This is a genomic window from Pseudomonas sp. NPDC088885, assembly GCF_044750025.1.
In the GTDB taxonomy this organism is placed as follows: domain Bacteria; phylum Pseudomonadota; class Gammaproteobacteria; order Pseudomonadales; family Pseudomonadaceae; genus Aquipseudomonas; species Aquipseudomonas rustica.
On the sequence record NZ_JBIVJB010000028.1, the window covers coordinates 1 to 26,058 of the forward strand.

The following is a 26,058-nucleotide window of genomic DNA, read 5'->3' on the forward strand; positions in this document are numbered from 1 at the left end:
CAACTTCTTCACCATCCGCGACGTGCTGGAAAAGTACCACCCGGAAGTCGTGCGTTACCTGCTGGTGTCGAGCCACTACCGCAGCGCGATCAACTACTCGGAAGACAATCTCAAGGACGCCAAAGGCGCACTCGAGCGTTTCTACCACGCGCTGAAAGGCCTGCCGACCGTTGCACCGGCGGGCGGCGAAGCGTTTGTTGAACGCTTCACTACCGTGATGAACGACGACTTCGGTACCCCGGAAGCGTGCGCGGTGCTGTTCGAGATGGTGCGGGAGATCAACCGTCTGCGTGAGAGCGATCTCGATGCAGCGGCGGGTCTGGCGGCGCGTCTGAAAGAACTGGCGAGCGTGTTGGGTGTGTTGCAGTTGGAAGCCGATGACTTCTTGCAGGCGGGCGCTGAAGGGCGTGTCGATGCGGCTGAAGTTGATGCACTGATTGCCGCGCGTCTGGCGGCTCGGGCCGGGAAGGATTGGGCTGAGTCGGACCGGATTCGTGATCAGTTGACGGCGATGGGTGTGGTGTTGGAAGACGGCAAGGGTGGGACTACCTGGCGTCTGGCTGACTGAGATCAGGGACGCGGAGCGTCCCGGGCTGCATTCCCACGCGGAGCGTGGGAACGATCAACAAAACCCGCCTAGTGCGGGTTTTTGTTTGGCCGCGAGAAGAGCCCCTCACCCTAACCCTCCCGAAACGTCGGACCGCCCGGAGGGAGAGGGGACTGAGTGGGGGATGCTCACGAGATACGCCGACGTGAACGTGCTGTACCGAATCCGTAATCGACTGGTTTTGATCGTTCCCACGCTCTGCGTGGGAATGCCTCTTCGGACGCTCCGCGTTCGGTTTTGCAGGGACGCAGAGCGTCCCCGGCTGCATGCCCACGCGGAGCGTGGGAACGATCAAGATCGCAGCCTTCGACAGCTCCTACATGAAATGCGATTCCTGTAGGAGCTGCCGAAGGCTGCGATCTTTTGATCTGTGTTTTTAGCCGAGGTTGCTTTTGCTCTGCGCGTAGGTCTTGATGTCTGACGCAGCCGGATGCTGCGTCGATGACGATTCTGCAACGGAGAAATCATGGCCAATCACTATCGCGAACTGTTCGCGACCCCCGGCGCCACCGGGTTAGTGCTCGCGAGCTCCATCGCGCGGTTGCCGCAGGCGATGATCGGCATTGGCATCATCACCATGCTGGTTCAGCAAACCGGTGTGTACTGGCTGGCCGGTGCAGTCGCCGGCACGTTCACCCTGGCCAATGCACTGCTCGGCCCGTACATCTCGAAACTCGTTGACCAGCGCGGCCAGAGCCGCGTGCTGCCGGTCGTGACGGTTTTCAGCATCGTGATGCTGCTGGCGCTGATCATTGCCGTGTACATTCGCGCGCCCGCCGCATGGCTGTTTATTCTGGCGGCTCTGGCAGGGACGATGCCGAGCATGCCGTCGATGATCCGCGCCCGATGGACGCAGCTATTCCGGGGCAAGCCGCAGTTACACACGGCGTTTTCGCTGGACACGGTTCTGACGGAAATGGCCTACATCGTCGGCCCGCCACTGGCAATCGGACTGAGCGTGAGCTTTTTCGCCGAAGCGGGGCCGCTGGTCGCGGTCGGATTGCTGGCCATCGGGGTCACGGCGTTTGTGCTGCAACGCCAGACCGAACCCAAGGTTGTCGTGGGCCACAGCAGTCATGCCGGCTCAACCTTGCTGATCCCCGGCGTCCGCACCATTGTTTTGGCGCTGCTGGCGATGGGCGTTATCGGCGGGGCAATCGATGTCGCCGTCGTTGCGTTCGCCAATGCGCAAGGCTGGCCAGCGTCGGCGACATTCATTCTCGCGGCTTATGCCTTTGGTTCGCTGGTGGCAGGCCTGACGTTCGGGGCGATGAGGGTTTCCCTGGCAATTGAAAAACAGTTCCTCATCGGGATATTGGTCACGGCGTTTACCGGTGTGCTGCCGGTTTTTGCGACGGACGTTTATGTGCTGACCGCAGCGCTGTTTATCGCCGGCATCTCGTTTGCGCCGACGATGGTTGTGGTGATGAAAATGGGCACGATCATTATTCCTCCGTCGCGGATCACCGAGGGGCTGACGTGGATGACTACCGGTATCAGCGTGGGTGTTGCGCTCGGCGGCATGCTGGCGGGGATGGTGATTGATGCCTTTGGCGCGCGAGCGGGATTTGCGGTGGCTATTGGTGCGGGTTTGATGATGGTGGTCGTTGTGCGGGTGGGGTTGCGCACATTGGCGGCGGCTTCGGCTGTGCAGGTTGAGCCAGCCATTTAAAGTCAAAAGATCGCAGCCTTCGGCAGCTCCTACATACGATCCCTGTAGGAGCTGCCGAAGGCTGCGATCTTTTGATCTGCGCTGCTAACCCCCCAATTGCCGCAACCGCTTATAAAGCGTATTGCGGCTCACCCCCAACCGCCGCGCCAAATGCGAAATATTGCCCCCGGAAGCCTTCAGCTCCCGGTTCAACGCCTCGACATCGTTCAGATCAATCCCTAACGGGGCGCAGCTCTCCACCGGCTCCATCTCCAGATCGACAAAAAAATCATCCGGCAAATGCTCCGGTCTTACTGGCTGCTCCTCGGCCATCGCCAGCGCCACCTGCATCACGCTACTGACCTGACGCAAATTGCCCGGCCACGGATGCCGATCAAACAAATCCAGCACTTCCTGGCTCAATCCCGCCCATTGCGTCGGCTCGCGATGCTGCTCCCACAAGCGTTTAAACAACGCCTCTTTATCACTGCGCTCCCGAAGCGGCGGCAGTTCCAGCGTCAGCCCACCAATGCGGTAATACAAATCCTCCCTGAACCGGCCCAATTGCACTTGTTCGCGTAAAGAGCGATTAGTCGCCGAGATAATCCGCAAATCCACCGCAAACAACTCGCTGCTGCCCACCGGTTGCACGCAACGCTCCTGCAACACCCGCAGCAACCGCGCCTGCGTCGGCAGCGGCATGTCGCCGATTTCATCAAGGAACAGCGTGCCTTTGTCCGCCTTGCGAATCAGGCCGATGCTGCCTTTTTGATTGGCTCCAGTGAACGCGCCTTTCTCGTAGCCGAATAGTTCGGATTCGACCAGTTCGGCGGGGATCGCTGCGCAGTTGACGGCGATGAAGGCCTGTTTGCTGCGCGAGCTGGCCTGGTGCAGAGCTTTGACGAAGACTTCTTTACCCACGCCGGTTTCGCCATGAATCAGCAACGGAATGTCTTTCTCCAACAGCCGTTCCGCTTGGCGCACGGCTTTTTCCACGCGGCTGTCGCCGAAGTGCAAGGTGTTGAGGCTGATGGCCGATGTTGCGGCCGCTTTGGCCTCCGCGATAAACACCCGTGGCTGAACCAACGCCTGCTTCGGCCGTTTCAATAGACACTGAAAACGGTTGCGCCCAGAAGTCTGCAAGGCAAACGGCAGATCATCCGGCTGATTGAGCAATTCCAGCAGCGACACGTTAAACAAACTCTCAACACTGACCCGCGACAAGCGCACACCGAGCAGATTGTCCGCCCGACGATTGGCCGACAGCACTTGCCCGCTCTCATCAAAAATCAACAACCCGGCCCACTGGCTGTCGAGGTTGTTCAGCCCGGTATTGAAGGTCAGTTGAAAGTGCTGGCCATGGAACAGGTTGAGGATCAGCCGGTTTTCCACGGTCTGGCTCATCATCTTGACCATGCCCAAGGTGTGCGAGGGCGGTAGATAACTGTCGCTGGACACATCGAGCACGGCAATCACCTTGCGCTCGGCATCGAAAATCGGCGCGGCGGAACCGGTCATAAAGCGGTTGGCCTTGAGGAAGTGTTCATCGTGTTCGATGTGTACCGCTTGTTCGCACGCCAGTGCCGTGCCGATCGCGTTGGTGCCGCTGCATCGCTCCATCCAGCTCGCACCGGCCTGAAAACCCCGGGCCAGATTCGGTTCGATAAAGCGCTGCGTGCCCCACGACGTCAGCACCTGGCCCTGATTGTCGGCGAGCATGATCAGGCAGTTGGAGTTGCTCAGGATGTTTTCGTAATAGGGCAGGACTTCCTGATGCGTGGTCTGCACCAGTGAGTGATGGCGGTCGAGCAGGTGCGTGATGCCTGCGGCGGGGAGTTGGTCGAAGGCGGGCGTGCTCTGGTGGTCGAGACCGAACGCGCGGCAACGTTGCCAGGAATTCTGGACGATCGCGTCGTGGGACAGCGGCGGGGCAGGTGCGGCCATGGCAGTCAGCCTCTGATGCAGCGTTATTATTATTTTTATGAAGCCAATCTTCGAAACCTACACAGATCCCCTGTGGGAGCGAGCCTGCTCGCGAAAGCGGTCTGTCAGACACGATTGCATTGGCTGACACATCGCATTCGCGAGCAGGCTCGCTCCCACAGGGGATCTCTATCGCATTCGAGATTGGGCAAAAAGCGTTCATAGAGTGTTGTTCACTATTGTTCATTGTCAATCGCCCGACTGTTCAAATGTGTTCAGCAATGAACGCCCAATCCCTGCGTTTTCAACGATTTTCACGCCAAATCAATCACTTGCCCTTTCTGGCACGAAACTCGCTCCTGTGCACAGGTCGCTTGACTCCAATAATAAAAAGGCCGAGCCATGTCACTCACCCTGGAGCACGTCAGCCGCACCGTCGAGGGCCAGACCTGGATCGACGATGCCTGCCTGAAATTCGAAGCCGGTTCGTTCAACGTTTTGCTCGGTCGCACCCTGTCCGGCAAAACCAGCCTCATGCGTTTAATGGCAGGTTTAGACAAGCCCGATACGGGCCGCATCCTGATGAACGGCGTCGACGTCACCCAACGCCCGGTGCGCCTGCGCAACGTGTCTATGGTCTATCAGCAGTTCATCAATTACCCGACCATGACCGTGTTCGAGAACATCGCCTCGCCGCTGCGGCAGGCCGGTGTGTCGAAAGAGATCATCCACAGCAAAGTGCAAGAAACCGCGAAGATGCTGCGCATCGAGAAGTTTCTGCAGCGCTATCCGCTGGAGTTGTCCGGCGGCCAACAGCAACGCACGGCCATGGCCCGCGCCTTGGTCAAAGACGCCGAGCTGATCCTGTTCGATGAGCCGCTGGTCAACCTCGATTACAAACTGCGCGAAGAGCTGCGCCAGGAAATGCGCGAGCTGTTCAAGGCGCGCCACACCATTGCGATTTACGCCACCACCGAGCCCAACGAAGCGCTGGCCCTCGGCGGCACCACGACCATTCTTCACGAAGGCCGGGTGATTCAGAGCGGCCCGTCGACCTCGGTGTATCACCAGCCGCAAACCGTGCTCGCTGCCGAATTGTTCTCCGAGCCACCGATCAACCTGATGCCCGGGCGCATCGCCGGCAACGAAGTTAGTTTCGCCAATTTTGTGCACTTCCCGTTAAACGTCGATCTGCGCCCGGTGGGCGAGGGCGAGTTCCGTTTTGGCGTGCGCCCCAGCCACATCTCGCTGGTGCCGAGTAATGATGACGATCTCGAGCTGGCGGTCACCGTCGAAGTCGCCGAGATCAGCGGTTCGGAAACCTTTCTGCACGTGCGCAACGAGCATTTCCTGCTGGTGCTGCACCTGCCCGGCGTTCACGAATACGACGTCGATGCGCCGATCCGCATTTACATCCCGACCCACAAACTGTTCGTTTTCGATGCGCAGGGCCGTCTGGTGCAAGCACCGGGCCGGCGTGTCGCGAGGGTTGCCTGATGGCCGAAATCCGTTTGCAGCACCTCGCCCACAGCTACAGCAAAACCCCGAGCGGCGCGGAGGATTACGCGATCCGCGAGATGGATCATGTCTGGGAGCAGGGCGGCGCTTATGCCTTGCTTGGCCCATCGGGTTGCGGCAAGTCGACCTTGCTCAACATCATTTCCGGATTGCTCAGCCCCTCGCAGGGCCACGTCTTGTTTGACGGCAAAGCGGTCAACGACCTGACGCCGGAGAAGCGCAACATCGCCCAGGTTTTCCAGTTTCCGGTGGTCTACGACACCATGACCGTGTTCGATAACCTCGCCTTCCCCCTGCGAAATCAGGGCATGGCCGAGGGGAAAGTGCACAGCAAGGTGCAGGAAATTGCCGAAGTGCTCGACCTGCAAAACCTCCTGAGCAAGAAGGCGCGCAACCTCACCGCCGACGAAAAACAGAAAGTCTCGATGGGCCGTGGCCTGGTGCGTGACGACGTTTCCGCGATCCTCTTCGACGAGCCGCTGACGGTGATCGATCCGCACCTGAAGTGGAAACTGCGGCGCAAGCTCAAGCAGATCCACGAGCAGTTCAACATCACCATGGTCTACGTCACCCACGATCAACTGGAGGCTTCGACCTTCGCCGACAAGATTGCGGTGATGTACGGCGGCCAGATTGTGCAGTTCGGCACGCCACGGGAATTGTTCGAGCGGCCGAGCCACACCTTTGTCGGCTATTTCATCGGCAGCCCGGGGATGAACCTGATCGAAGTGCAGCCGCAACCCGGCGGCGTCGGTTTCGCCTCGACGCACTTGCCGTTGTCCGACGCCATGCAGCGACATATCGATCACGGCCAGTGGAAAAATCTGAAGGTCGGTATCCGTCCTGAATTCATTCACGTGTGGGACGAACCGTTTGATGACGCGATGCAGGCAAACGTCGTACACGTCGAAGACCTCGGCACCTACAAGATCATGACCCTCGACCTCGACGGCGCGCCGTTGAAAGTGCGCCTGGCCGAGGACAAACCGGTGCCGCAGGGCACCGCGTACATCAGTTTTCCGGCGCAGTGGCTGATGGTTTATGCCGATGAGTTTCTGCTTGAAGCCGACAGCAGCGAGGTGCAGCCATGAACAAGGTGCAGAACAACAAGGCCTGGTGGCTGGTGTTGCCGGTGTTCCTGCTGGTGGCGTTCAGTGCGGTGATCCCGATGATGACCGTGGTCAACTATTCGGTGCAGGACATCTTCGACCAGTCCAGCCGCTACTTCGTCGGCGCTGACTGGTACAAGCAAGTGCTGCTCGATCCGCGTCTGCACGACTCGTTGCTGCGTCAGTTCATCTACTCGGCGTGCGTGTTGTTGATTGAAATTCCGCTGGGCATTGCCGTCGCCCTGACCATGCCAACCAAGGGCCGCTGGTCGTCGGTGGTGCTGATCATTCTGGCGATTCCGTTGCTGATCCCGTGGAACGTGGTCGGCACCATCTGGCAGATTTTCGGCCGTGCCGACATTGGTTTGCTTGGGTCGAGCCTCAACGCCATGGGCATCAGCTACAACTACGCGGCCAACACCATGGACGCCTGGGTGACGGTGCTGGTGATGGACGTCTGGCACTGGACTTCATTGGTGGCGCTGCTGTGTTTCTCCGGATTGCGCGCAATTCCCGACGTGTATTACCAGGCCGCGCGGATCGACCGCGCTTCGGCCTGGGCGGTGTTCCGCCATATCCAATTACCCAAACTGAAGAGCGTGCTGCTGATCGCGGTGATGCTGCGCTTCATGGACAGTTTCATGATCTACACCGAGCCGTTCGTGCTCACCGGCGGCGGGCCGGGTAATGCCACGACCTTCTTGAGTCAGACGTTGACCCAAATGGCCGTAGGGCAATTCGACCTCGGTCCGGCAGCGGCGTTTTCGCTGGTGTACTTCCTGATCATCCTGTTGGTGTCCTGGCTGTTCTACACCGCCATGACGCACTCCGACGCCAACCGCTGAGGCCCGGCCATGAGCAAACGTCTTACCCCTATGAAAAAAGTGATCCCATTGCTGGTGTACATCCTGTTCCTGCTGGTGCCGATCTACTGGTTGCTGAACATGTCCTTCAAGAGCAACACCGAAATCCTCGGCGGCCTGACACTTTTCCCACAGGACTTTACGCTGGCGAACTACAAAGTGATCTTCACCGATCCGAGTTGGTACAACGGCTATCTCAACTCGCTGTATTACGTGAGCCTGAACACGGTGATCTCGCTGAGCGTGGCGCTGCCAGCGGCGTATGCGTTTTCGCGCTACCGTTTTCTTGGCGACAAGCATCTGTTCTTCTGGCTGCTGACCAACCGTATGGCGCCACCGGCGGTGTTTTTACTGCCGTTCTTCCAGTTGTATTCGTCGATTGGGCTGTTCGACACGCACATCGCTGTGGCGCTGGCGCATTGCTTGTTCAACGTACCGTTGGCGGTGTGGATTCTCGAAGGCTTCATGTCCGGCGTGCCCAAGGAAATCGATGAAACCGCCTACATCGACGGCTACAGTTTCCCCAAGTTCTTCGTGAAGATTTTCATTCCGCTGATCGGCTCCGGTATCGGCGTCACGGCGTTTTTCTGCTTCATGTTTTCCTGGGTCGAACTGCTGCTGGCGCGCACGTTGACCTCGGTAAACGCCAAGCCGATTGCGGCGGTGATGACGCGTACGGTTTCAGCATCGGGTATCGATTGGGGCGTGCTGGCGGCGGCGGGAGTGTTGACCATTCTGCCGGGCATGCTGGTGATCTGGTTTGTTCGCAACCACGTGGCCAAGGGCTTTGCCCTCGGTCGGGTCTGAGGAACTGATGATGGAATGGATGAGTTGGACCACACCCACCGCAGCATTTTTCATCGTCATCGGTCTGCTGCTGGTCGGCATGACCACGTGGGAATTGCGTTCGCCGAGCATCTTGCGGCGAGGTTTTCTACCGATTGCCACCACCCGTGGCGATCGTTTGTTTATCGGTCTTCTCGGCAGCGCCTACCTGCATTTGCTGGTGATCGGCGCCACCGACTGGAGCATCTGGGTGGCGTCCGCGTTGTCCCTGGTGTGGCTGTTGGCTGTGATGCGTTGGGGCTAGTCGAGTCAATCGGCAACCGTGCTCCGAAATCCTAAACAGGAGGTCTCTATGTTCGACAAAAACAATAAGCTGCGACATAGCATTTCATTGGCAGCCATGCTGGCACTCAGCGGTTTGAGCGCCGCCGCGTGGGCCGATGCCTACGAAGACGCGGCGAAAAAATGGATCGGCAGTGAATTCAAACCGTCGACCCTGACGGCTGAACAGCAGCTCGAAGAATTGAAGTGGTTCATCAAGGCTGCCGAGCCGTTTCGCGGCATGGAAATCAAGGTCGTTTCCGAGACCCTGACCACCCACGAATACGAGTCGAAAGTGCTCGCCAAGGCCTTCACCGAAATCACCGGGATCAAGCTCACCCACGACCTGCTGCAAGAAGGCGACGTGGTCGAGAAAATGCAGACGGTGATGCAGTCCGACAAAAATATCTATGACGGCTGGGTCAACGACTCGGACCTGATCGGTACGCACTTTCGCTACGGCAAGACCGAATCGATCACCGACCTGATGGCCAACGAAGGCAAGAACTTCACCTCGCCGACGCTCGACATCAAGGACTTCATCGGCATCTCGTTCACCACCGCGCCGGACGGCAAGATCTATCAACTGCCTGACCAGCAATTCGCCAACCTCTACTGGTTCCGCGCCGACTGGTTTGAACGCGCTGATCTGAAAGCCAAGTTCAAGGAAAAGTACGGCTACGAATTGGGCGTGCCGGTGAACTGGTCCGCCTATGAAGACATCGCCAAATTCTTCAGCGAAGACGTCAAGGAAATCGACGGCAAGCGCGTTTACGGGCACATGGATTACGGCAAGAAAGACCCGTCGCTGGGCTGGCGCTTCACCGATGCCTGGTTCTCCATGGCCGGTGGCGGCGACAAGGGTTTGCCCAACGGTTTGCCGGTGGACGAGTGGGGGATTCGCGTCGAGGACTGCCATCCGGTCGGTTCCAGTGTGACCCGTGGCGGCGACACCAACGGCCCGGCCGCTGTATTCGCTACGCAAAAATATGTCGATTGGTTGAAGGCTTATGCGCCACCGGAAGCGGCCGGCATGACGTTCTCCGAGTCGGGGCCGGTGCCGTCTCAGGGCAATATCGCCCAGCAGATTTTCTGGTACACCGCGTTTACCGCCGACATGACCAAACCTGGTCTGCCGGTGGTCAACGCCGACGGCACGCCGAAATGGCGGATGGCGCCATCGCCACGCGGGCCGTATTGGGAGGAGGGCATGAAGCTCGGTTATCAGGACGTGGGTTCGTGGACGTTCATGAAGTCGACGCCTGAGAAGCAGAAACTGGCAGCGTGGTTGTATGCGCAGTTTGTGACGTCGAAAACCGTGTCGCTGAAGAAAACCATTGTCGGGCTGACGCCGATTCGTGAGTCGGACATCAACTCGCAGGCGATGACTGATCTGGCGCCGAAGCTCGGTGGTCTGGTTGAGTTTTATCGCAGCCCGGCGCGGGTGCAGTGGACGCCGACCGGGACTAACGTGCCGGACTATCCGCGTCTGGCGCAGTTGTGGTGGAGTCATATTGCTGAGGCGGCGAGTGGTGAGAAGACGCCGCAGCAGGCGCTGGATGGGTTGGCCAAGGATCAGGATGCGATCATGACGCGTCTGGAGCGTTCGAAGGCGCAGGCGGTGTGCGCGCCGAAGATGAATCCGGAGCGGGATGCGCAATATTGGTTTGATCAGCCGGGGGCGCCGAAGCCTAAGTTGGCGAATGAGAAGCCTAAGGGGGAGACGGTGAGTTATAACGAGCTGCTGAAATCTTGGGCGGATGCGCGGAAGTAATCGCTCAAGCTGGAAAACGGCACTGGGAGGTGCCGTTTTTTTTGGATGATTGTGTACATATCCGTTGCTGCGGGGGTGGCGGATTAGGGTTCCGCCCTTACGGCGGGTCACTTTTGGCAAACGCCCCAAAAGTAACCAAAAGGTCTGTGCCCTGACGTCCGGCCCTCGCTAAGGCTCGGGTTCCTTCGCTCCGGGTTCATCCGGGGGCATCGCCTACGGTTTGCTTCGCTGCACCTCCTCTCGATGCTTTCCCCGTATGAATCCCTCCACTCAGCCTCCCGACGGGCTCTAAGATCAAAATCAAAAGCTTGTCGAGCTTGCGCTCATCCTGTGTAGGAGCTGCCGAAGGCTGCGATCTGTTGATCTTGATTTTTAAAAACAGGATCAAAAGATCGCAGCCTGCGGCAGCTCCTACATGGAGTGGCTTACAAGTTTGCAACAACCGGGATTGGCGGGGTGATCTAGACTCGGTTTCGCTCAATTACGAGCATCGTCCGGAGTGCGCCATGGAAGTGCCTAATAACAAAACCGCCATCGAGAGCAATCGACAGGCGTGGAACGATTCCGCTCGCCATCATGAGGATTCGCCTGACTGGCAGGCCTTGCTCAGCGAAGTTGCGCAGGCGGATTTCTCTTGTCTTGATGAGACCTTGAGCGGGTTGCTTGAGGTCGACGGTGAGGATGTGATTCAGCTGTGCTGCAACAATGGCCGCGAGAGTCTGTCGCTGTTTGCCCACGGTGCGCGGAGTGTGGTCGGGGTCGATCAGTCGGCGGCGTTTCTTGATCAGGCGCGTGAGCTGAACCGCCGTTCACCGCACAACGCCGAGTTCATCGAGACCGATATCCATCATTTGCCGGCGTCCTTGCACAACCGTTTTGACGTGGCGCTGATCACCATTGGCGTGTTCGGCTGGATGCCGGACATTGGCGAGTTTTTCCGTCATGTCGTCTCGACGCTGAAACCGGGTGGGAAACTGGTGATCTATGAAACCCATCCGTTTCTGGAAATGGTTGATCCGGACGGCGAGGATCCATATCGGCTGGCCACCTCTTACTTCCGCACCGAGCCGTTTGTGCAGGAGGAGCCGATTGTTTACGTCGGCAAGGTCGAGCAGCAGGCGGCGAAGTCGTATTGGTTTGTGCATACGCTGGGGGATATTTTCAGTGGCGCGATTGCGGCGGGGCTGAATATTGCGCATTTCAAGGAGTATGCGCATTCGAACCGGGAAGAGGTGTATGACCAGTACCTGAATCGCGAGGAGCAGATGCCGATGTGCTTTACCTTGGTCGCCACCAAGGCCTGAATGCTTTAGTGAGTCGACCGGCCCCTTCGCGAGCAAGCCCGCTCCCACATTGGATGTGTGAAAGACGCAGATCCAATGTGGGAGCGGGCTTGCTCGCGAAGGCGGCCTGATGACCGCGACAACATTCAGATCTGCATCAAGCCTGCGCCGCCGCACTCACCACCGGCCGCCCCGCCTTACGCAGCGGTTCCAGCCGCGATCCCTCATACCGCGTCTCGCGGAAAAACTTCCAGCGTCCGAACAGGCAATACACGTGCATCACGCGCCCCTGCTCGTGATAGCCCATGCGAATGTGCAGCTTCAGCGCCGGAATATTGTGCGTCTCACAGACGTCCACCACTTTGTTGCAACCCTGCGCCGCCATCGCTTCCCACAGCGCCACCTGCACGTCCACCGAGAGGCTGCTGCCGAAATACGTGCGGATCATCTCACCGCCAAACTCAAAGAATTCACCCGGCTTCACCGGGAAGGTGCAGCCGTAATAGTGACGATCGTGATAGTCGCGAATGCTGCCCCAGATGAACCCCACCGCATGCCCATCCGCATCAACGTACATATGCCCGGTGTGACCCTCGGCCGCCAGCTCAGCCATGGTCTCCACGCGGTCACCGAAATGCTTGCTAAAGGCAACGGCATTCTCCGGCGTAATGTCGACTTTGCTCAGGCCCTCGTAGGGACGCAGCTTGTGCGGCGGCACCGGAGTAACCAGATCACGCTCCATCCACAACAGTTCCCAATGGAAAAACACGTAACGTTTCCACAACGTGCCGAAGGTCCGGCCCAGGCCTTTTTGGCGGATGCGTTCTTGTAGTTTTTTGATGAAGCTCATGATGCCCTCCGTGGCCGAAGCCCGGTGTTGTGGATGTCGCTTTTGTGGGTATAGATCACCCTTGGGGGTTCATTTCAAAGTGCCATCTTCGAAAGTATTGCAAGGTATGTAACTCAATCGAGTGCGGCGGTACCGCGTAGAAAATCCTTGTTCAGATCGGCGTAGGAAACCCGTGGAACGCCCGTCAAACGCTGCTCTAGCACGCGGCTCAGGGACTCCTCAGGGTTGAGATAAGCATCACCAAAATCGGCACCCAGTTGCGTCGGGTGGGCGACGATTTCCAGCACGCCGTCGGTCGGCGAAATGCCATTGCGCAGGTCGATCGGCGTGCACACATAGTCGGCCGTCACCCCGGCCAGACTCTGCAAGCGCCAATTGAGCAAACCCTTGAACACGCGCTTGGGCAGATTGAGGTTTTGCCCCAGATTGCGCGCCAGTCGAATCGGCACACCTTGATGCGCCGCAAACCGCGCGACGATCTCGCCGATCGGCCAGATGTTGTGCACGTGCTGATGTGAATCGATATGACTCGGCCGCACACCGTGATCGACGCAACGCTGCCACTGCGCCTGCAATTCTTCACGCACCGCCTCGCGGTCTTCGCGACTGAGCCACAACCGATGGCGCGGCAGACTCAAGTCGAACACGCCATGGTCGTCGCAGAATGTACGGCGGTTGAGGATCGCCTGACTCAACGGTCGCCCGTAAGTCAGGTTGAAGTGCAATCCAACCCGGCCTTGCAACGTCGGATGCCGGGCCATCGCGCACGCCGCTTCGAACGCCGGCATGTTGGCCATGGCCGTGGCAGAACTGATGACCCCGGCCTGAAAGGCAGCGAAGATCACCGCGTTTTCGTTCGGGCTGAGGCCGAAATCGTCAGCGTTGACTATGACTTGGCGTGGCATGTTCGCCCTCCGTGGTGATCGCGACAGGTTTCAAAACAGGTTTCGCTTGCTCGGCACGCCGCGCCCGCCAGGCTTGTACGCGCGGCTTGAGTCGATGCCACAGACGCAAGCCCAGGCCGAGGACAAGACCACTCGGCCGCCAGGAATAAAAACTCCAGCGCCAGTGCTCCAGTTGTCCGGTCATGCGTTCGTGCAGTTGATGGCTGGAGTTTTCCAGGCTGACCCGCGAGGCATCGATCCAGTGCCAGTGATCGTCGAGCCCCCAGCGAATCCATTCCTCCAGCAACACCCGGCCACTGCCCAGATCGGCGTATTGCGGCAGGAAGGCGAGGTTGTAATCGTAGAGCCGACCTTGCTCCAGCAGGCCGAGGCGATAGCTGATGCAGCGCCCGTTCAACTCCAGCGTGACCACCCGCACCAGGCCTTGACCGGCGAGGGCGATGAACGCGCGTTCGATCAATTGGCGACTGGGTTCGCTGGCAAAAATGCCTACGCCTTCATCACCTTTCCAGCTCACCGCTTCGACTTCGCTGATGGCCTGCAACAACGGGCCCATGCTCATCGCGTCGGGAATAATTCTGCGCACTTCAGCGCCACACGCGGCGATCCGCTTGCGCGCCCGACGCAGTTTGTAGCGCGGATCACCGGAGACTTCCTGATGATCGGCCTCGCTGATCAGGTGCACCGGCACTCGACAACTCAGCCGTCGTTCACCGGTCGAGCTGTGCGCCATCCATTCGGTGAGCGCACTTTCTTCACCGGCAGGTTCGGACAATTCATTGAGTTGCAGCAGCGCGTGGGGCACACGTTGGCGAATCATATTCAGCGCCTGACGCATGTCCTCAGCGCCCAACAACGACAGCAGCGCCAAGCGATCTGCCAGCGGATAACCCAAGTGATGCAGCACCCGAAACGGCACGCCGGCAAAGCGTTCGCGACTCGCCACCAGCGGCAGGCACAGACGCAATGCGTCCGCTTCCCAACCCAGCAGGATGTGCAGACGCTCATCCGTACCAAGGGCCTGCTCGGCCGCGCACAACCAACCGAGGTTGTTGAACGGCGTGTGATCCGTCACCCGCAGACGCAGCGCTTCATGCGCTGCTTCGGGGAAATCGGCGGCGCACAGTGAAGTGCGCCATTCGAATCGCGTCGCCATAGGCTCAGGCCGCCGTTGCTGTTACGGGTGGACGGGACGGTTTGCGCAGTGCGTCCAGACGCGAGCCGCTGTAGCGGGTTTCGCGGTAGAAGCGCCAGCGACTGAACACGGTGTAAACATTCATGATCCGTCCCTGTTCGGTATAGCCCATGCGCAGGTGCAGCTTGAGCGCCGGGATGTTGTGAAATTCGCAGACATCGACGACCTTGTCGCAACCCTGTGCGGCCATGGCTTTCCACAGCTCCAGTTGCAGATCCACCGACAGCTCGGTGCCCCAATATTTGCGGGTCAACTCGCCGCCAAACTCGAAGAACTCGCCGGGTTTCACCGGGAACAGGCAGCCGTAGTAATGCCGGTCGAAATAGTCCCGCGAACTGCCCCAGATAAACGCTACGGCAGCGCCCTGGTCATCCAGGTGCATGTGTCCGGTGTGGCCCTCGTTGGCCAGTTCAGCCATGGTGCCGACGCGGTCACCAAAGTTGCGGGCGAAGGCGCTGGCGTTGTCTGGCGTGATCTTCACTACCTGCAATGGCGGGTAGGGCTTGAGGTTGTGCGGCGGCACCGGGCTGACCAGATCACGCTCCATCCACAGCAGTTCCTGATGGGAAAAAACGTAGTGTTTCCAGGCTTTCGCCAAAGTGGCGCGCAGGCCTTTTTGTTTGATGTGCTCGCTGAGTTTGCTGACGATGCCCATGGTGTGTGCTCCTGAACCTTTCGGCGCAGCGACCCCAATTGTTGAGAGAACGCCTGTGGCGAGGGGATTTATCCCCGTTGGGCTGCGAAGCGGCCCCGCTTTAACAGGATAAGAAGCGACGACTGCTGCGCAGCCGAACGGGGATAAATCCCCTCGCCACAAAAGCTCAATCACATCGGGGTTAAAGTTCGCCTGGCCTTTCTCATGAATGTTCGGAATTGGCTTCATGACGCGCTCCAGCTCAGTGCAAACAGGGTCTGGCCTGGCAGATCAAAGCTGACGCGTCCATCGCGGCAGGTGAACGGTGCGTCGCGGCTGCGGTTGTCGGTGCCGAAGTAGCGCAAGGCGCCGTTGTTCAGCGGGCACTTGGCGCCGCTCAGTTCCATGCGCTGCAGGCGCGTGCCTTTGTTGACGCCGAGCAGGCCACGCTGATCGTCGCCGGCCATCGCCAGCACATCGACTTCAAACGAATCGTTCTCCAGCCACAGCACCTGATGCAGCCAATGCTGGGCGATAAACTGCTGCGCCAGGCCGACCGGTTTCAACTCGAAACGTTGTTCATCCGCCGAGACCCGCAGCATGCCCTTGGGGTACTGCGGCTCATCGGCAGCCTGGAACCAGTTGAGCATGCTCAACAAGCCGTCCTGCGAGGCGTTGATCACCACCGACGCCCACCACAGCGAAGCGTAGTGGGTTTCCTGATCGTAGGGACTGAGGCTGGAGCCGCTGGACATATTGGTCTGATCGAGCAGCAAGGCTTTGCGCGGCACGCCTTTGCTGTCGAGGCCAACCAGGTCGGCGGCGCGACGCACGCTGTCGCGATAAACGCGCGTGGCGAGCAGGTCGCGAATCATCCATTCGTGCCACGCCAGCGCATCGACCTGATCGCCTGATTCGCTAAGCAAACGCCGCGCCCAATCGATCCCGCGCTTGCCCGCCGCGTTATCGGCAAACGGCCCGTTGACCAGCCGCGAACTGGCCGGCATGGCAATGCGCACACCAGCCTTGGCATTCGCCGGATCGCTGCGCACCTGCCGAGCCATGCTGGCGAAAATCGCCTGATATTGCGCGTAGCTCGAATAGTTGAGATTCGGCTCATCGGCAAAACCAATGTAATGCGTGCCTTTGCCGCCCAGCGCTCGGGTGCTGGCCAGCCACGCATCGAGGCCGCTGTTGCTCTGCACATCGGCGCGCAGATCCGCCTGTCGCTGACTGCCAGCGAGCAAGGTGATGTCTTGTTTGATGCCGAAGCGATCCTGATACACCTTTCGGAACGCGTCTTCGAAATGCGGGTTCTTCGCCGTCACATCGACAAAACTGTAGTAACTCGCAGCGGTCGGTTTCAGCGCATCCAGCACGGCGTGACTGGCCGGCGGCGGCATCACGTAGGGCAGGGCGATGCCCAGATCCGGCGTGCGCCCGAGGACTTTGTCGTGCAGGGTCAAACGGGTGTGCCCGGCGTCTTCGCGCAGCGGCTTCAGTTGCTGCGGATTCTGCGCAAACAGGTTGGCCGTGCCATCCAGCCAGAACGCTGCTTTGCCGCTGCCCTGCAAACGCAGGCGCCAGACCTGTTCGCGCTCGCTGACGGGCAGGGCGACCTGATCGAACTGCCAATAGGCGCGATAGGGTTTCAGTGCCAACGTCAGTTGCTGATCATCGCCAACGCGCTGCGCCTGCAAACCGCTGACGCCCCCATGAAACTTGCCGGCCAGCACCGCGTGCTCGCCCGGCGCGACTTTGAAATACAACTCGTCGCCGTTATGGGTATTAGCGCTGAAATGCACTTTCGCTGGGGCGAACAACGCCACCGTGCGCTCGTCATGTTCGACGCGATAATTGCGGAAGCTGTAGCCGGGAATTTCCAGTCGATAACTCGCCGCGCCGGGCAACAACGGCCAGCTCTGACTGCCACGGGTTTCACTGGCCTTGATGAACCGATCACCCTGTAACTTGCCTTGGCCATCGAGCAAATACACATGTTCTTCATTGGCCTCAGCCTGCCACGCCGGTGTCCAGCGTACGGTTACCGTGTCCGGGCGATCCGCTTGCAGATACAGGCTGCCGTCGCGGATCTCGCCCCAGCGCATCGACGCCGCAAAGGCGTCCAGCGACAGGCCGAGACCGAGCAGCAGGGCCAGGCCTTTCATGCGGTTTTGCGCCGTTGCAGGATCAGCCACATCGGTGTGACGTCGCGCGGCAGGATGATCAGGGTTTGCCAGAACGGCACGCCGCTCAAGCGGCAATAAAGCACCAGCATCGCCACCGTCACTGCCAGATACGCAATCGACGAAGCCGCCGCCGCGCCGACGATGCCGTAAGCCGGAATCATCACCAGGTTCAGCGCCAGGTTCAGCAGCGCGCCTAAACCCATCAGCATCGACACCGTGCCGGGGCGATTTTTACCGAGCAAGTCCAGGCGTAAAATGCTTGCGTAGCACAGGCCCAACAGCCCCGGCAGCAACGCCAGCAGCGCCGGATACGCCGGTTGGTACACCGCACCAAACAGCGTGACGATCAGCCATTCGCCAATCACCGCCATGGTCAGGCAGGCGCCGAGCATCACCGTCGCGGTCAGGCGCAGGGCCAGCGGCGTGACCTTGTCCATGCCTTCGTCCTGTTGCAGCAGGCGTTTCATCAGCGGCGTGGTTACCGCTTCCGGGACGATCAGCAGCAGTTCGGCGGCGGCGCTGGCCATTGCGTAATGACCGAGGGCGGTGCTGCCGAGCAGGGCGCCGATAAACAGATAATCCGAGCGCAATATCACTTGCTGAAACAGCAGATCCGGATGACTGCGCGCGCTGTAGCGCAGCAGTTCTTTCTGGCTGGCGCGATCCCATTGCAGCTGTAACGGCTGTGCGCGTTTGAGCCAGACCCAACCGGCCAACACCACCAGACTGATCCCGGCGAGCCAACTGATCAACGCGGCTTCGAGGGCGGCGCTTTTCCACATCCAGAACAGCGCGAGAAACAGCAGCAGCGGCGCCAGCGATTCGACCAGACGCAAGGCGTTGAATGCGACCACGCCACCCGAGGCGTTGTGCAGCGTCAGCAAACCGCTTTTCAACACGGTGAGCGGCACCGCCAGCAGCAACAGCCAGGCGAGCAAACCGAGTTGCATCGTCACATCCAGTTCACTGCCAAACTCACGCACCAGCGCCACCACCAGCAAGGTCAGCAGCGCCGCCAGCAAGCAACCGAACACCAACACCTGACTCAGCAACAAACCCATCGGCCGCTGCTTGGCCGCCTGAAAACCCACCGCCGAATTGAGCCCGCCACTGGTGGCGGCGCTGATCAAATCCGGCAGGGTGCTGAGCAGCGCAAACAACCCGCGCTCACTCGGGCCGAGAATCCGCGCCAGCAGCACGTTGCGCAGCAAACGCAGGGCGATCATCGCCAGTTTGGTGCCCATGCTCAGCGCCAGATGTTTGAGGTAGGTGCCTCGGCTCATGGCCGCGCCCCGCGAAAAATCCGCCACGACAACAATTCCGGATTGCGCGCGGTGCGCTGACTGACGCCGAAACGCGGCAGGTTCAACGGTTCGCCTTCGCCGCGATAGATACCGGTGCCGGTGCCGAGCGCGAATGGATAATCGTGATTGGCGATCTGCTCGCGCACGCGTTCATCGTTGTCGCCGTTGGGGTAGCAATACACCGGCAGTGGCCGGTTGCAGCCGTTGTACAAAGCATCGCGGCTGCGGCTGATTTCTTCGTTCAGGCGCTGATCATCAAGGCCGGTGAGGATCGCGTGACTGGCGCCGTGCGGGCCGAAACGCACCAGTCCCGAAGCTTCCAGCGCGCGGACTTGATGCCAGTCCAGCGCTTGCGGTTGCGATTCCGTTGGGCATTCGTCGGTGAGTTTTTCCAGCTCTCGCGGGTCAAGCGATTTCAATCCTTGCAGGTAATGCAGCAACGCCAGGCTGCGGCGATCGACATCAATGTCATCGAGCATCACCGGCAAGGGGTGATGCATCATTTGCAGGCACTCGATCAAATGCATCCGCGCCTTTTCGCCGTGGCTGCCCCACAGGGTTTCGCCGAGGCTTTCCCACCAGAAACGCTGACGGCTGCCAATGAAATCGGTGGAGAGGAAAATGCTCGCCGGCACCTGGTGTTTTTGCAGCAGCGGGAACGCGTTGACCGCGTTGTCGCGCCAGCCATCATCAAAGGTCAGCGCGACGCGTGGGCGCTCGCTGCGCAGCGAGTTGGGCTGAAGAATTTCCATCAGCGGCACGCAATCGAAATGTTTGCGCAGCCACACCAGCAAATGCTCGAAGGCTTTCGGCCCGACGCACAGTTCATTGCGGTGCGGCAGGTTGGCGGCGCGGTCGTTGGCCAGCACCCGGTGCAGCATCAAAATCACCCCGGCGCCGTGCAACTGGTTGCGGCCCATCGACGAGTTGAGATAGAGCCAGCCACTGGTGCGTTTTAGCAGTTGTTTGATCGCCATGGCTTCAGTCCTCTTAACGGTTCTGTTCGGGATTCCACTGGGCATACCGCTGACCGCGCAGGAACTGCCACAGGCCGAGACTCATCCCGGCGAGGGTGACCAGCAGAAACGCAGCGAGGCGGAAGGGTTTTGGCAAACGGTGTTGCGAATCCAGCAGCCCGGCAATCGCGATGGTGTAACCGACCAGTTGCGCGATCAGGGCGAAGCGATAGAAACCGTGTTCTTGCCACAGCCAGAAGTTGCTCAGCAGCAGCGGCAGCAAGAGGATCGGCGCCAGTCGGCGGATCAGTTTGTGGCTGATCAATGCGATCGAGTACAGGCCATATTTCAGCGGATTGAGCAGCTCGCGACGCTGGGCGAGGCTTTGCAAACCGCCGACGGTGACGCGCTGACGGCGCCGGAATTGTTTGTCCGCTTCATCAACACCGTGGTCGATCACTTGCGCTTCCGGCACATAGACGATGCGTTTGTGCGCCACCGGTGCGCAGGTGCTGATAAAGAAATCGTCGTTAACCTCGGCCGGCACGTTCTGGAACAACTCGCGGCGCAGGGCGAGCAGGGCGCCGTCGGCGGAAACCATGCAACCGGTGCGGTTCTCGACCCGGCGCAACCAGCCTTCGTAATGCCGATAGAGGCTGTCACCCACGCTCAAGCCGCCGCCGGTGACCGGGATGACCATGTGCCCGGCACAGCCGCCGACCTGCGGATCATTCAACGGTGCGAGCAGGTAGCCGAGGGTTTCGCGGGACCATTGGTTGTCGGCATCGGTGAACACCAAAATGTCGCCAATGCTCAGGGCTACGCCGGCATTCAGTGTCGCCGCTTTGCCTTGGCGCGGCAGGTCGAGGACGGTGATGCGCGGGTCAACGATTTTGTGTGCGCAAGCCACGGTGTCGTCGGTCGAACCGTCGCTGGCCAGAATGATTTGCAGGTTTGCTGGCTGATAATCCTGCGCCAGCAACGTGCGTAATTTGTGCTCGATATGCCGTGCTTCGTTGTGCGCCGCAATCACGATGCTGACATTCAGCGGCGGCGCCGGGGTGTGCCGCCAGGCCGGAAACAGCGGCGCGACCAGCGTCAGCAGCAGCGGGTAGCCGACGTAGGCGTAGACCGGCAGCAACAGGCACATCCAGAAAATGAACTCAGCCACGGGCAGGCCTCCTGGCGTTCCAATGACACAGACTCAAAATAAACGCGGCGCCGGCCAGGTGCAGACGCACCCAGTGCAGGCCCCACAGTTGTAAAGTCAGGCAGATGTTCCGGTGCCGGGCGCTCTGCCGCACGCTGAGCACCAGTCCCGGTATCAACGTCAGCGTAACCATGACCGCCGCGTGATGTGGAAAGCCGTCGAGCAACGCTGAAATCGCCAGAAAATCCAGCAACCACACCAACAGCGAGAGCATCGGGAAACGCAACAAGCGCAGGCTGAAACCGTGGGTGCGCAGCAATTGCAGATGACTGCCCTGACGCCACAACTCCTTGCCCATCCACTCGCGCCAGTTCATTTCATAGCCCCAGTGCAAGGCGACGCTTTTATTGATCGCCAGCAGTCGGGCGCCGTGTTCGCGCAGGCGCAGGGTAAATTCCTTGTCTTCGCCGGTGCGCAGGGTCTCGTTGAAACCGCCGACCTTGTCGAACCAGCGTCTGAGCATCAACAGGTTACTACTGGGTAGCCAGTCAACGACGTAATGCGCGTGCGTTGTCGGGCGCAAGGTGCGGCGCTGCCAGGCCGTGGCGTACCACGGCGCGGCGGCAGGGGTATGCAGATCCAGGCCGAAAATATCGGCCTGGCCGGTGGCTTCGATGTCGAATAACTGGCTCAACCAGTCTTCCGGCATTTCAATGTCGGCATCGATAAACGCCAGCCACTCACCGCTGGCGATCGCGGTGCCGCGATTGCGCAACGCGCCGATCAACAAGCCCGGCAAGACCAACACCGTCGCGCCAAACTGGCGGGCGATGTGCGGGCCTTCATCGGTGGAACCGTTATCGACCACGATCAGTTCGCACTCGATATCAGCCGCGTGCGCGGCTTTTTGCGCCGCGAGCAGCGTGCGGCCAATGTGCCGGGCTTCGTTGAACATCGGAATGACGATGCTGATCCGGCTCATGCTCTGGCCTCCGTGGTCAGCGGTGCTTGCTCGGCTTTCAGACGCAGGACACTGGTCAGCGCGAGCATGATCCACACGTATTTCTGGTTCGGCGCGCTGAGGAACATCAGGAACAGCGTCAGCGACAGAAAACTCACGCCGAGGTGCGTCATCAGATCCGCCTGATACGCATCGCGGCGCAGCATCCACGCCGCCCGCGCGCGAATCAGGTTGTATAGACCGAGAGCAAGCATGCCGACAAACAACAGCCCGGCAGGCACCCCGAGTTCACTGAAAATCTCCAGGTAGGTGTTGTGCGCGCGACGGTACAGGTCGCCGATTTTGCGGTTGGCGGAAAAGGCTTTGGCGTAACCGGTGGTCGCGTAATGCAGCGGAAAGGTGCCGGGGCCGGAGCCGAGCAGCGGGTTCTCGCGGATCATCTGGCTGCCAACGACGATGTACGAAGCGCGGCGGCCGAGGGATTCGTCCTGCGCCTTGGAACCGGCGCTGAGAATACTCAAGGACTGGATGCGCGCCATGTAGCCGGCCGGCATCGCGTAGATCGCCAGCGGCAGCACGATGGCCGCACCGAGCATGGCAAAACCCAGATGCCGTGGACGAATCCGCGTCAGTTGCGAGCGGTAATGCCAGCAGCCGATCAACAAGCTCAGCGCCAACACCACCAGCCCCGAGCGCGATTCGGTTTTGGTCATGCCGCCCAGCAACAGCAGGCAGCAACCGCCCCAGAACAACCGGTGCAGCAGGTTCGGGCTACGTATCACCAGCAGCAAACCCATCGGCACCGCGAAGGCAATCAGCATGGCGAAAGCGTTAGGGTCTTCGAGCAGGCCCGCCGCGCGGCCCTGATCCTGGAATTTGGCCGAGAACATCGCCATCGCGCAGGTGGTGCTGACGGCGAGGGTGACGAGGCGGGCGAACAGGTCGAGATTAAGCTCGCGACCGATCAACAGGGTAATGACAAACAGAATCAGGCCGACGCTGAGTTCGCGCAGATGCCCTAGTGACATGCCCAGATCATCGGTGTTGAGCATGCTCAAAAAGTACAGAACCATGAACCAGATCAGGTAGCGCCAGATATTGCTGCGCAGGCGCTCCGAAGGAATCTGGTGCAGCGCCAGTTGCAGCATCAAAATCACCGCCAGCCCGGCACCGAGCAATTTACTCCCGGAAAACGAACTGTCCTTGAAGAAACCCTCGAACGGCACCAGTGCAGCGATACCGAGCAGGCCCCAGGTCGGTTTGCGGTAAAGCACCGCAAAACCGACCAGGCCGAGCACCACTCCCGGCGCCAGAAACGGATAAGGGCTGGCCAGCAAAGCGATGCAGACCAGACCGAGCAAACTGACGATCGAGAGCGGGAAAATCATGCGCGTGCCTCCCGTGCCGTGCGGATGTACAGCTGCGACCAGCGTTCGGCCAGGGCCTTGAGGTCGTAGCGATCCTGTTGCGTGCGTTTTGCGTTATCGCGCAGCTGCCGGGCCAGTTTCGGCTCGCTCAGCAAGGTGTCGAGCTGACGGCTGAGGTCGGCACAGTCGGCCGGTGTCGCGAGTAAACCGTTGTGCCGGTGTTCCAGCACGTCGGGAATCCCGCCGACAGCGAACGCCACCACCGGCACCCCGGCCTGCATGGCTTCGAGCAAAATCATCGGGGTGCCCTCGGTGCGCGAACTGATCACCAGCGCATCGAGTTGCTGCCACCACGGTTGCATCGCCGTCTGATAACCCGGCAAACGAATGCGTTGCTGCAACCCGGCGTTGTCGATCCGCGCCTGCAACGCCTCGCGTTCCGGGCCGTCGCCGAGCATCACTGCGTCCAGTTGCGGATGCTGGTGACACAGCGGAATCAGCGCGTCGAGAAACAGATCCGGGCCTTTCTCGCTGCTCAACCGGCCAACGTAACCGGCCAGCCAGCGTTGCCGATCGGCATCGGGAATCATGGCCGCAGCCGCCGGCAAACCGTTGGGAATGACTTGCAATTTATCCGCGCGCACGCTGGCCTCACGGTGCAGCGTGGCGATGCTTTCCGCCACGCAGACCACCCGATCCACCGACGCCGTGCGGCACAGTTGCAGGCTGAGCCAGGTGTAAAACTTCTGCTTGCGGCTGCGCGGTGTGAAACCGTGTTGGGTGATGACCAACGGCAGGCGCAACAGCGTCGCGCCAACCCAACCGAACAACAGCCCTTTGAAATTGTGCGTATTGAGCAACGGTTTTTCAGCGCGACGCTGACGCAAGTGCTGCAGCAATTCCGCTAGTCCGGCACAACCGCGGCAGTCCACCCCAGCCTCGCGAAAGCGCGCGATCAGGTCTGCTGGCGCGTCGAGGAACAGCACCTGATGCTGCCCCGGCGTCGCCAGACAATGATCCAGCAACATGCGCTCGGCCCCATAGAAACCGCCGCTGCTGAGCAAATGAATGATCGGCAACGCGGTATTCGGGGCGGATGCGCTGCTCAATTGCGCACCCAGTGCAGGAAGCTTGGCACGGTCCAGTTCTTGTGCGGATTGCTCGGCAGCACGTTCTGGTCGTTGATCACCAACAGCACCGGAATGCCCAGCTCGTGGCTGATTTGCGCCGGGTGTTTGAAGCGGTGATCGAAGAACTCCCGCACGTAGACGAAGGCAATCGCCAGCAGCAACCCGGTGAGCATGCCGAATGGAATGATCAGGCCCGGTTTCGGGAACGCCGCTTCGGTCGGTTCGAACGGCGGGCTGAGCACCCGGGCGTTGGACAGGTCGTCGCTGAGCGAACGGGTGGTGCTGCTTTCGGCGAACCGCTGGGCGTAGGTTGAAAACGCAGCGTGCAGCGCGTCGATCTCGGTGTCCATCTGCCGTAGCTTGCTCTGAGTCTGCTGCAACTCGTGGATGCGGTTCTTGAACTGGGCGATGCGCGCGGTTTTCTGATCGATCACCTGCTTGACCACCGCCAGATCGTTGGTGCGTTCCTGAATGCGGTTGCTCACCACTTTGAGGAACTGGCTACGGGTGCGGGCAATTTGCTCGCGGGTCAGCAGCATCGGCTCGCTGCCAGGCTGGAACACCGCCAGATCATTCATGTAGCGGCTGACCTGAGTGGTCAGTTGCTCGCCCATCTGTTTGATCTCCCGATCTTCGAACGCCACGTTGTCGACGGTGGTGGTGAAGGTGTAGGGGAAGGTGTAGTCGTTGAGCTTGTTAGTGCTCGCGGCCGCCAGTGCGGTTTTCAGGTATTCGAGCCAGCGCTGGCTCTGCAGCAGGCGATCCTGATACAGGTTCAGCGCCTGCTCTTCGGTGTTGATCGCGTTGAGGCGGAAGGTGATTTCTTCCTTCGGATCCGACGCGCCGACGCTTTCGAGCAAGGCCTGACGGTTACCTTCCAGGCCATCGAGACGCACTTGGTAGAGCTGCTTTTTCGACTCATAGAACGACTGCGGCAAGTCGATCGATTGCAGCGCCTGACGGCTCACCAGATAGTTCTGCAAGAGGGCGGCGACAAACGTCGTGCCCTGATGCGGATCGGGGAAGCTGTAGATGATCGAGATCACGTTTGAGCCCGGCAGCGTCTCGATTTTCAGGCTGTCGATGGCTTGCTGGGTCAGGGCGTCGAGCGCGGTGTCACGCACCGGATCGGTCTCCAGCCCGAGCATGTTGCGCACCGGGTTGATCACGTACTGGCGCAGCGGCGAACTGACGTAGCGCTTGAACGGATCGGCCACCAGTTTGCTGAACATGCCCGGCGAAGGTGTGTACTCACCCTTGTCGCGCAGTTCGCTGATGGTCTGGCGGATCAGCGCCGGCGAACGGAGGATATTGCTCTCGGTTTCCATGTCCGCCAGCGACGGTGGAATGAACGTGGCGTTGTCCACGGTGAGCGACGTGGTGGCGTCACCCTGAGAGAGTTTTTTCGACTGCACGATCACCTGCGCGGTGATATCGAAGCTCTGTTTGAGCAACAGCGGCAGGAGCAGGGCGATCACTGCAAAGATCAGGAAGACCCGTTTCACCAATTGCTTGTTGGCGAAAAAGATCCTGAAGAACTCGTGCAGGTAGTTTTCCTTTGGATTCATGTCGGTCACCTGAG

At 60.0% G+C, this 26,058-nt stretch carries 22 protein-coding genes; 9 read left to right on the top strand and 13 right to left on the bottom strand.

All coding sequences use genetic code 11. The annotated features are described in order from the left end of the window. The coding region (locus ACIP1X_RS13985) for a DALR domain-containing protein (protein ID WP_400752849.1) at positions 1–568 on the top strand (568 nt) is incomplete at its 5' end. Positions 569–1,073: 505 nt separating this feature from the next. Next, positions 1,074–2,279: an MFS transporter gene (locus tag ACIP1X_RS13990; protein ID WP_400752852.1), complete on the top strand. Its 1,206-nt coding sequence runs from the start codon at positions 1,074–1,076 to the stop codon at positions 2,277–2,279. Between the two features lie 84 nt (positions 2,280–2,363). Here ACIP1X_RS13990 and ACIP1X_RS13995 read toward each other — a convergent pair whose 3' ends face one another. Then, positions 2,364–4,202 carry a sigma-54-dependent Fis family transcriptional regulator gene (locus ACIP1X_RS13995; protein ID WP_400752855.1) on the bottom strand — a complete coding sequence of 613 codons (1,839 nt, stop codon included), beginning with the start codon at positions 4,200–4,202 and terminating at the stop codon, positions 2,364–2,366. A 381-nt stretch (positions 4,203–4,583) separates the two neighbouring features. Between ACIP1X_RS13995 and ACIP1X_RS14000 the strand changes: the two genes are divergently transcribed. The 7 genes from ACIP1X_RS14000 (at position 4,584) to ACIP1X_RS14030 (ending at position 11,856) form a co-directional block, all read left to right on the top strand. Further along, positions 4,584–5,678: an ABC transporter ATP-binding protein gene (locus ACIP1X_RS14000; RefSeq protein WP_400752856.1), complete on the top strand. Its 1,095-nt coding sequence runs from the start codon at positions 4,584–4,586 to the stop codon at positions 5,676–5,678. Further along, positions 5,678–6,790, top strand: coding sequence for an ABC transporter ATP-binding protein (locus tag ACIP1X_RS14005; RefSeq protein ID WP_400752859.1), 1,113 nt, complete (start codon positions 5,678–5,680; stop codon positions 6,788–6,790). The genes ACIP1X_RS14000 and ACIP1X_RS14005 overlap by 1 nt, the downstream gene beginning before the upstream one ends. Beyond that, positions 6,787–7,653 carry a carbohydrate ABC transporter permease gene (locus tag ACIP1X_RS14010; RefSeq protein ID WP_007912484.1) on the top strand — a complete coding sequence of 289 codons (867 nt, stop codon included), beginning with the start codon at positions 6,787–6,789 and terminating at the stop codon, positions 7,651–7,653. The genes ACIP1X_RS14005 and ACIP1X_RS14010 overlap by 4 nt, the downstream gene beginning before the upstream one ends. A gap of 30 nt (positions 7,654–7,683) precedes the next feature. Continuing rightward, on the top strand, positions 7,684–8,478 hold the full coding sequence (locus ACIP1X_RS14015) for a carbohydrate ABC transporter permease (RefSeq protein ID WP_371926003.1): 795 nt from the start codon (positions 7,684–7,686) through the stop codon (positions 8,476–8,478). Between the two features lie 10 nt (positions 8,479–8,488). Continuing rightward, positions 8,489–8,761 (top strand): DUF2160 domain-containing protein, encoded by a 273-nt coding sequence (locus ACIP1X_RS14020; protein ID WP_053121664.1) that lies wholly within the window; start codon positions 8,489–8,491, stop codon positions 8,759–8,761. Positions 8,762–8,809: 48 nt separating this feature from the next. Further along, positions 8,810–10,552 carry an ABC transporter substrate-binding protein gene (locus ACIP1X_RS14025; RefSeq protein WP_053121662.1) on the top strand — a complete coding sequence of 581 codons (1,743 nt, stop codon included), beginning with the start codon at positions 8,810–8,812 and terminating at the stop codon, positions 10,550–10,552. 506 nt (positions 10,553–11,058) lie between these two features. Further along, on the top strand, positions 11,059–11,856 hold the full coding sequence (locus ACIP1X_RS14030; RefSeq protein ID WP_400752862.1) for a class I SAM-dependent methyltransferase: 798 nt from the start codon (positions 11,059–11,061) through the stop codon (positions 11,854–11,856). A 136-nt stretch (positions 11,857–11,992) separates the two neighbouring features. Here ACIP1X_RS14030 and ACIP1X_RS14035 read toward each other — a convergent pair whose 3' ends face one another. The 12 genes from ACIP1X_RS14035 to ACIP1X_RS14090 form a co-directional block, all read right to left on the bottom strand. Next, complete coding sequence (locus tag ACIP1X_RS14035; RefSeq protein ID WP_400752865.1) at positions 11,993–12,685, bottom strand: N-acetyltransferase; 693 nt, start codon at positions 12,683–12,685, stop codon at positions 11,993–11,995. Between the two features lie 113 nt (positions 12,686–12,798). After that, positions 12,799–13,590, bottom strand: a complete 792-nt coding sequence (locus ACIP1X_RS14040) for a ChbG/HpnK family deacetylase (RefSeq protein WP_400752867.1) — start codon at positions 13,588–13,590, stop codon at positions 12,799–12,801. Next, a complete protein-coding gene (locus ACIP1X_RS14045; protein ID WP_400752870.1) occupies positions 13,562–14,746 on the bottom strand; it encodes a GNAT family N-acetyltransferase in 1,185 nt (394 codons plus the stop codon). Before ACIP1X_RS14045 ends, ACIP1X_RS14040 begins: the two co-directional genes overlap by 29 nt. 4 nt (positions 14,747–14,750) lie before the next feature. Then, a complete protein-coding gene (locus ACIP1X_RS14050) occupies positions 14,751–15,440 on the bottom strand; it encodes an N-acetyltransferase (protein ID WP_159812510.1) in 690 nt (229 codons plus the stop codon). A gap of 224 nt (positions 15,441–15,664) precedes the next feature. Beyond that, on the bottom strand, positions 15,665–17,587 hold the full coding sequence (locus ACIP1X_RS14055) for a hypothetical protein (protein WP_400752872.1): 1,923 nt from the start codon (positions 17,585–17,587) through the stop codon (positions 15,665–15,667). Further along, a complete protein-coding gene (locus ACIP1X_RS14060) occupies positions 17,584–18,891 on the bottom strand; it encodes a lipopolysaccharide biosynthesis protein (RefSeq protein ID WP_400752875.1) in 1,308 nt (435 codons plus the stop codon). Before ACIP1X_RS14060 ends, ACIP1X_RS14055 begins: the two co-directional genes overlap by 4 nt. After that, positions 18,888–19,889: a polysaccharide deacetylase family protein gene (locus tag ACIP1X_RS14065; RefSeq protein ID WP_400752877.1), complete on the bottom strand. Its 1,002-nt coding sequence runs from the start codon at positions 19,887–19,889 to the stop codon at positions 18,888–18,890. Before ACIP1X_RS14065 ends, ACIP1X_RS14060 begins: the two co-directional genes overlap by 4 nt. 13 nt (positions 19,890–19,902) lie before the next feature. Beyond that, on the bottom strand, positions 19,903–21,039 hold the full coding sequence (locus tag ACIP1X_RS14070; protein ID WP_400752878.1) for a glycosyltransferase: 1,137 nt from the start codon (positions 21,037–21,039) through the stop codon (positions 19,903–19,905). Continuing rightward, positions 21,032–22,000, bottom strand: a complete 969-nt coding sequence (locus ACIP1X_RS14075; RefSeq protein ID WP_400752880.1) for a glycosyltransferase — start codon at positions 21,998–22,000, stop codon at positions 21,032–21,034. Before ACIP1X_RS14075 ends, ACIP1X_RS14070 begins: the two co-directional genes overlap by 8 nt. Then, the gene (locus ACIP1X_RS14080; protein WP_400752883.1) at positions 21,997–23,367 is read right to left on the bottom strand and encodes an O-antigen ligase family protein; all 1,371 of its coding nucleotides are present in this window, start codon (positions 23,365–23,367) and stop codon (positions 21,997–21,999) included. The genes ACIP1X_RS14075 and ACIP1X_RS14080 overlap by 4 nt, the downstream gene beginning before the upstream one ends. Further along, positions 23,364–24,455, bottom strand: a complete 1,092-nt coding sequence (locus ACIP1X_RS14085; protein ID WP_400752884.1) for a glycosyltransferase family 4 protein — start codon at positions 24,453–24,455, stop codon at positions 23,364–23,366. The genes ACIP1X_RS14080 and ACIP1X_RS14085 overlap by 4 nt, the downstream gene beginning before the upstream one ends. Next, positions 24,452–26,044 carry a Wzz/FepE/Etk N-terminal domain-containing protein gene (locus ACIP1X_RS14090; protein WP_053119136.1) on the bottom strand — a complete coding sequence of 531 codons (1,593 nt, stop codon included), beginning with the start codon at positions 26,042–26,044 and terminating at the stop codon, positions 24,452–24,454. The genes ACIP1X_RS14085 and ACIP1X_RS14090 overlap by 4 nt, the downstream gene beginning before the upstream one ends. Positions 26,045–26,058: the final 14 nt, after the last annotated feature.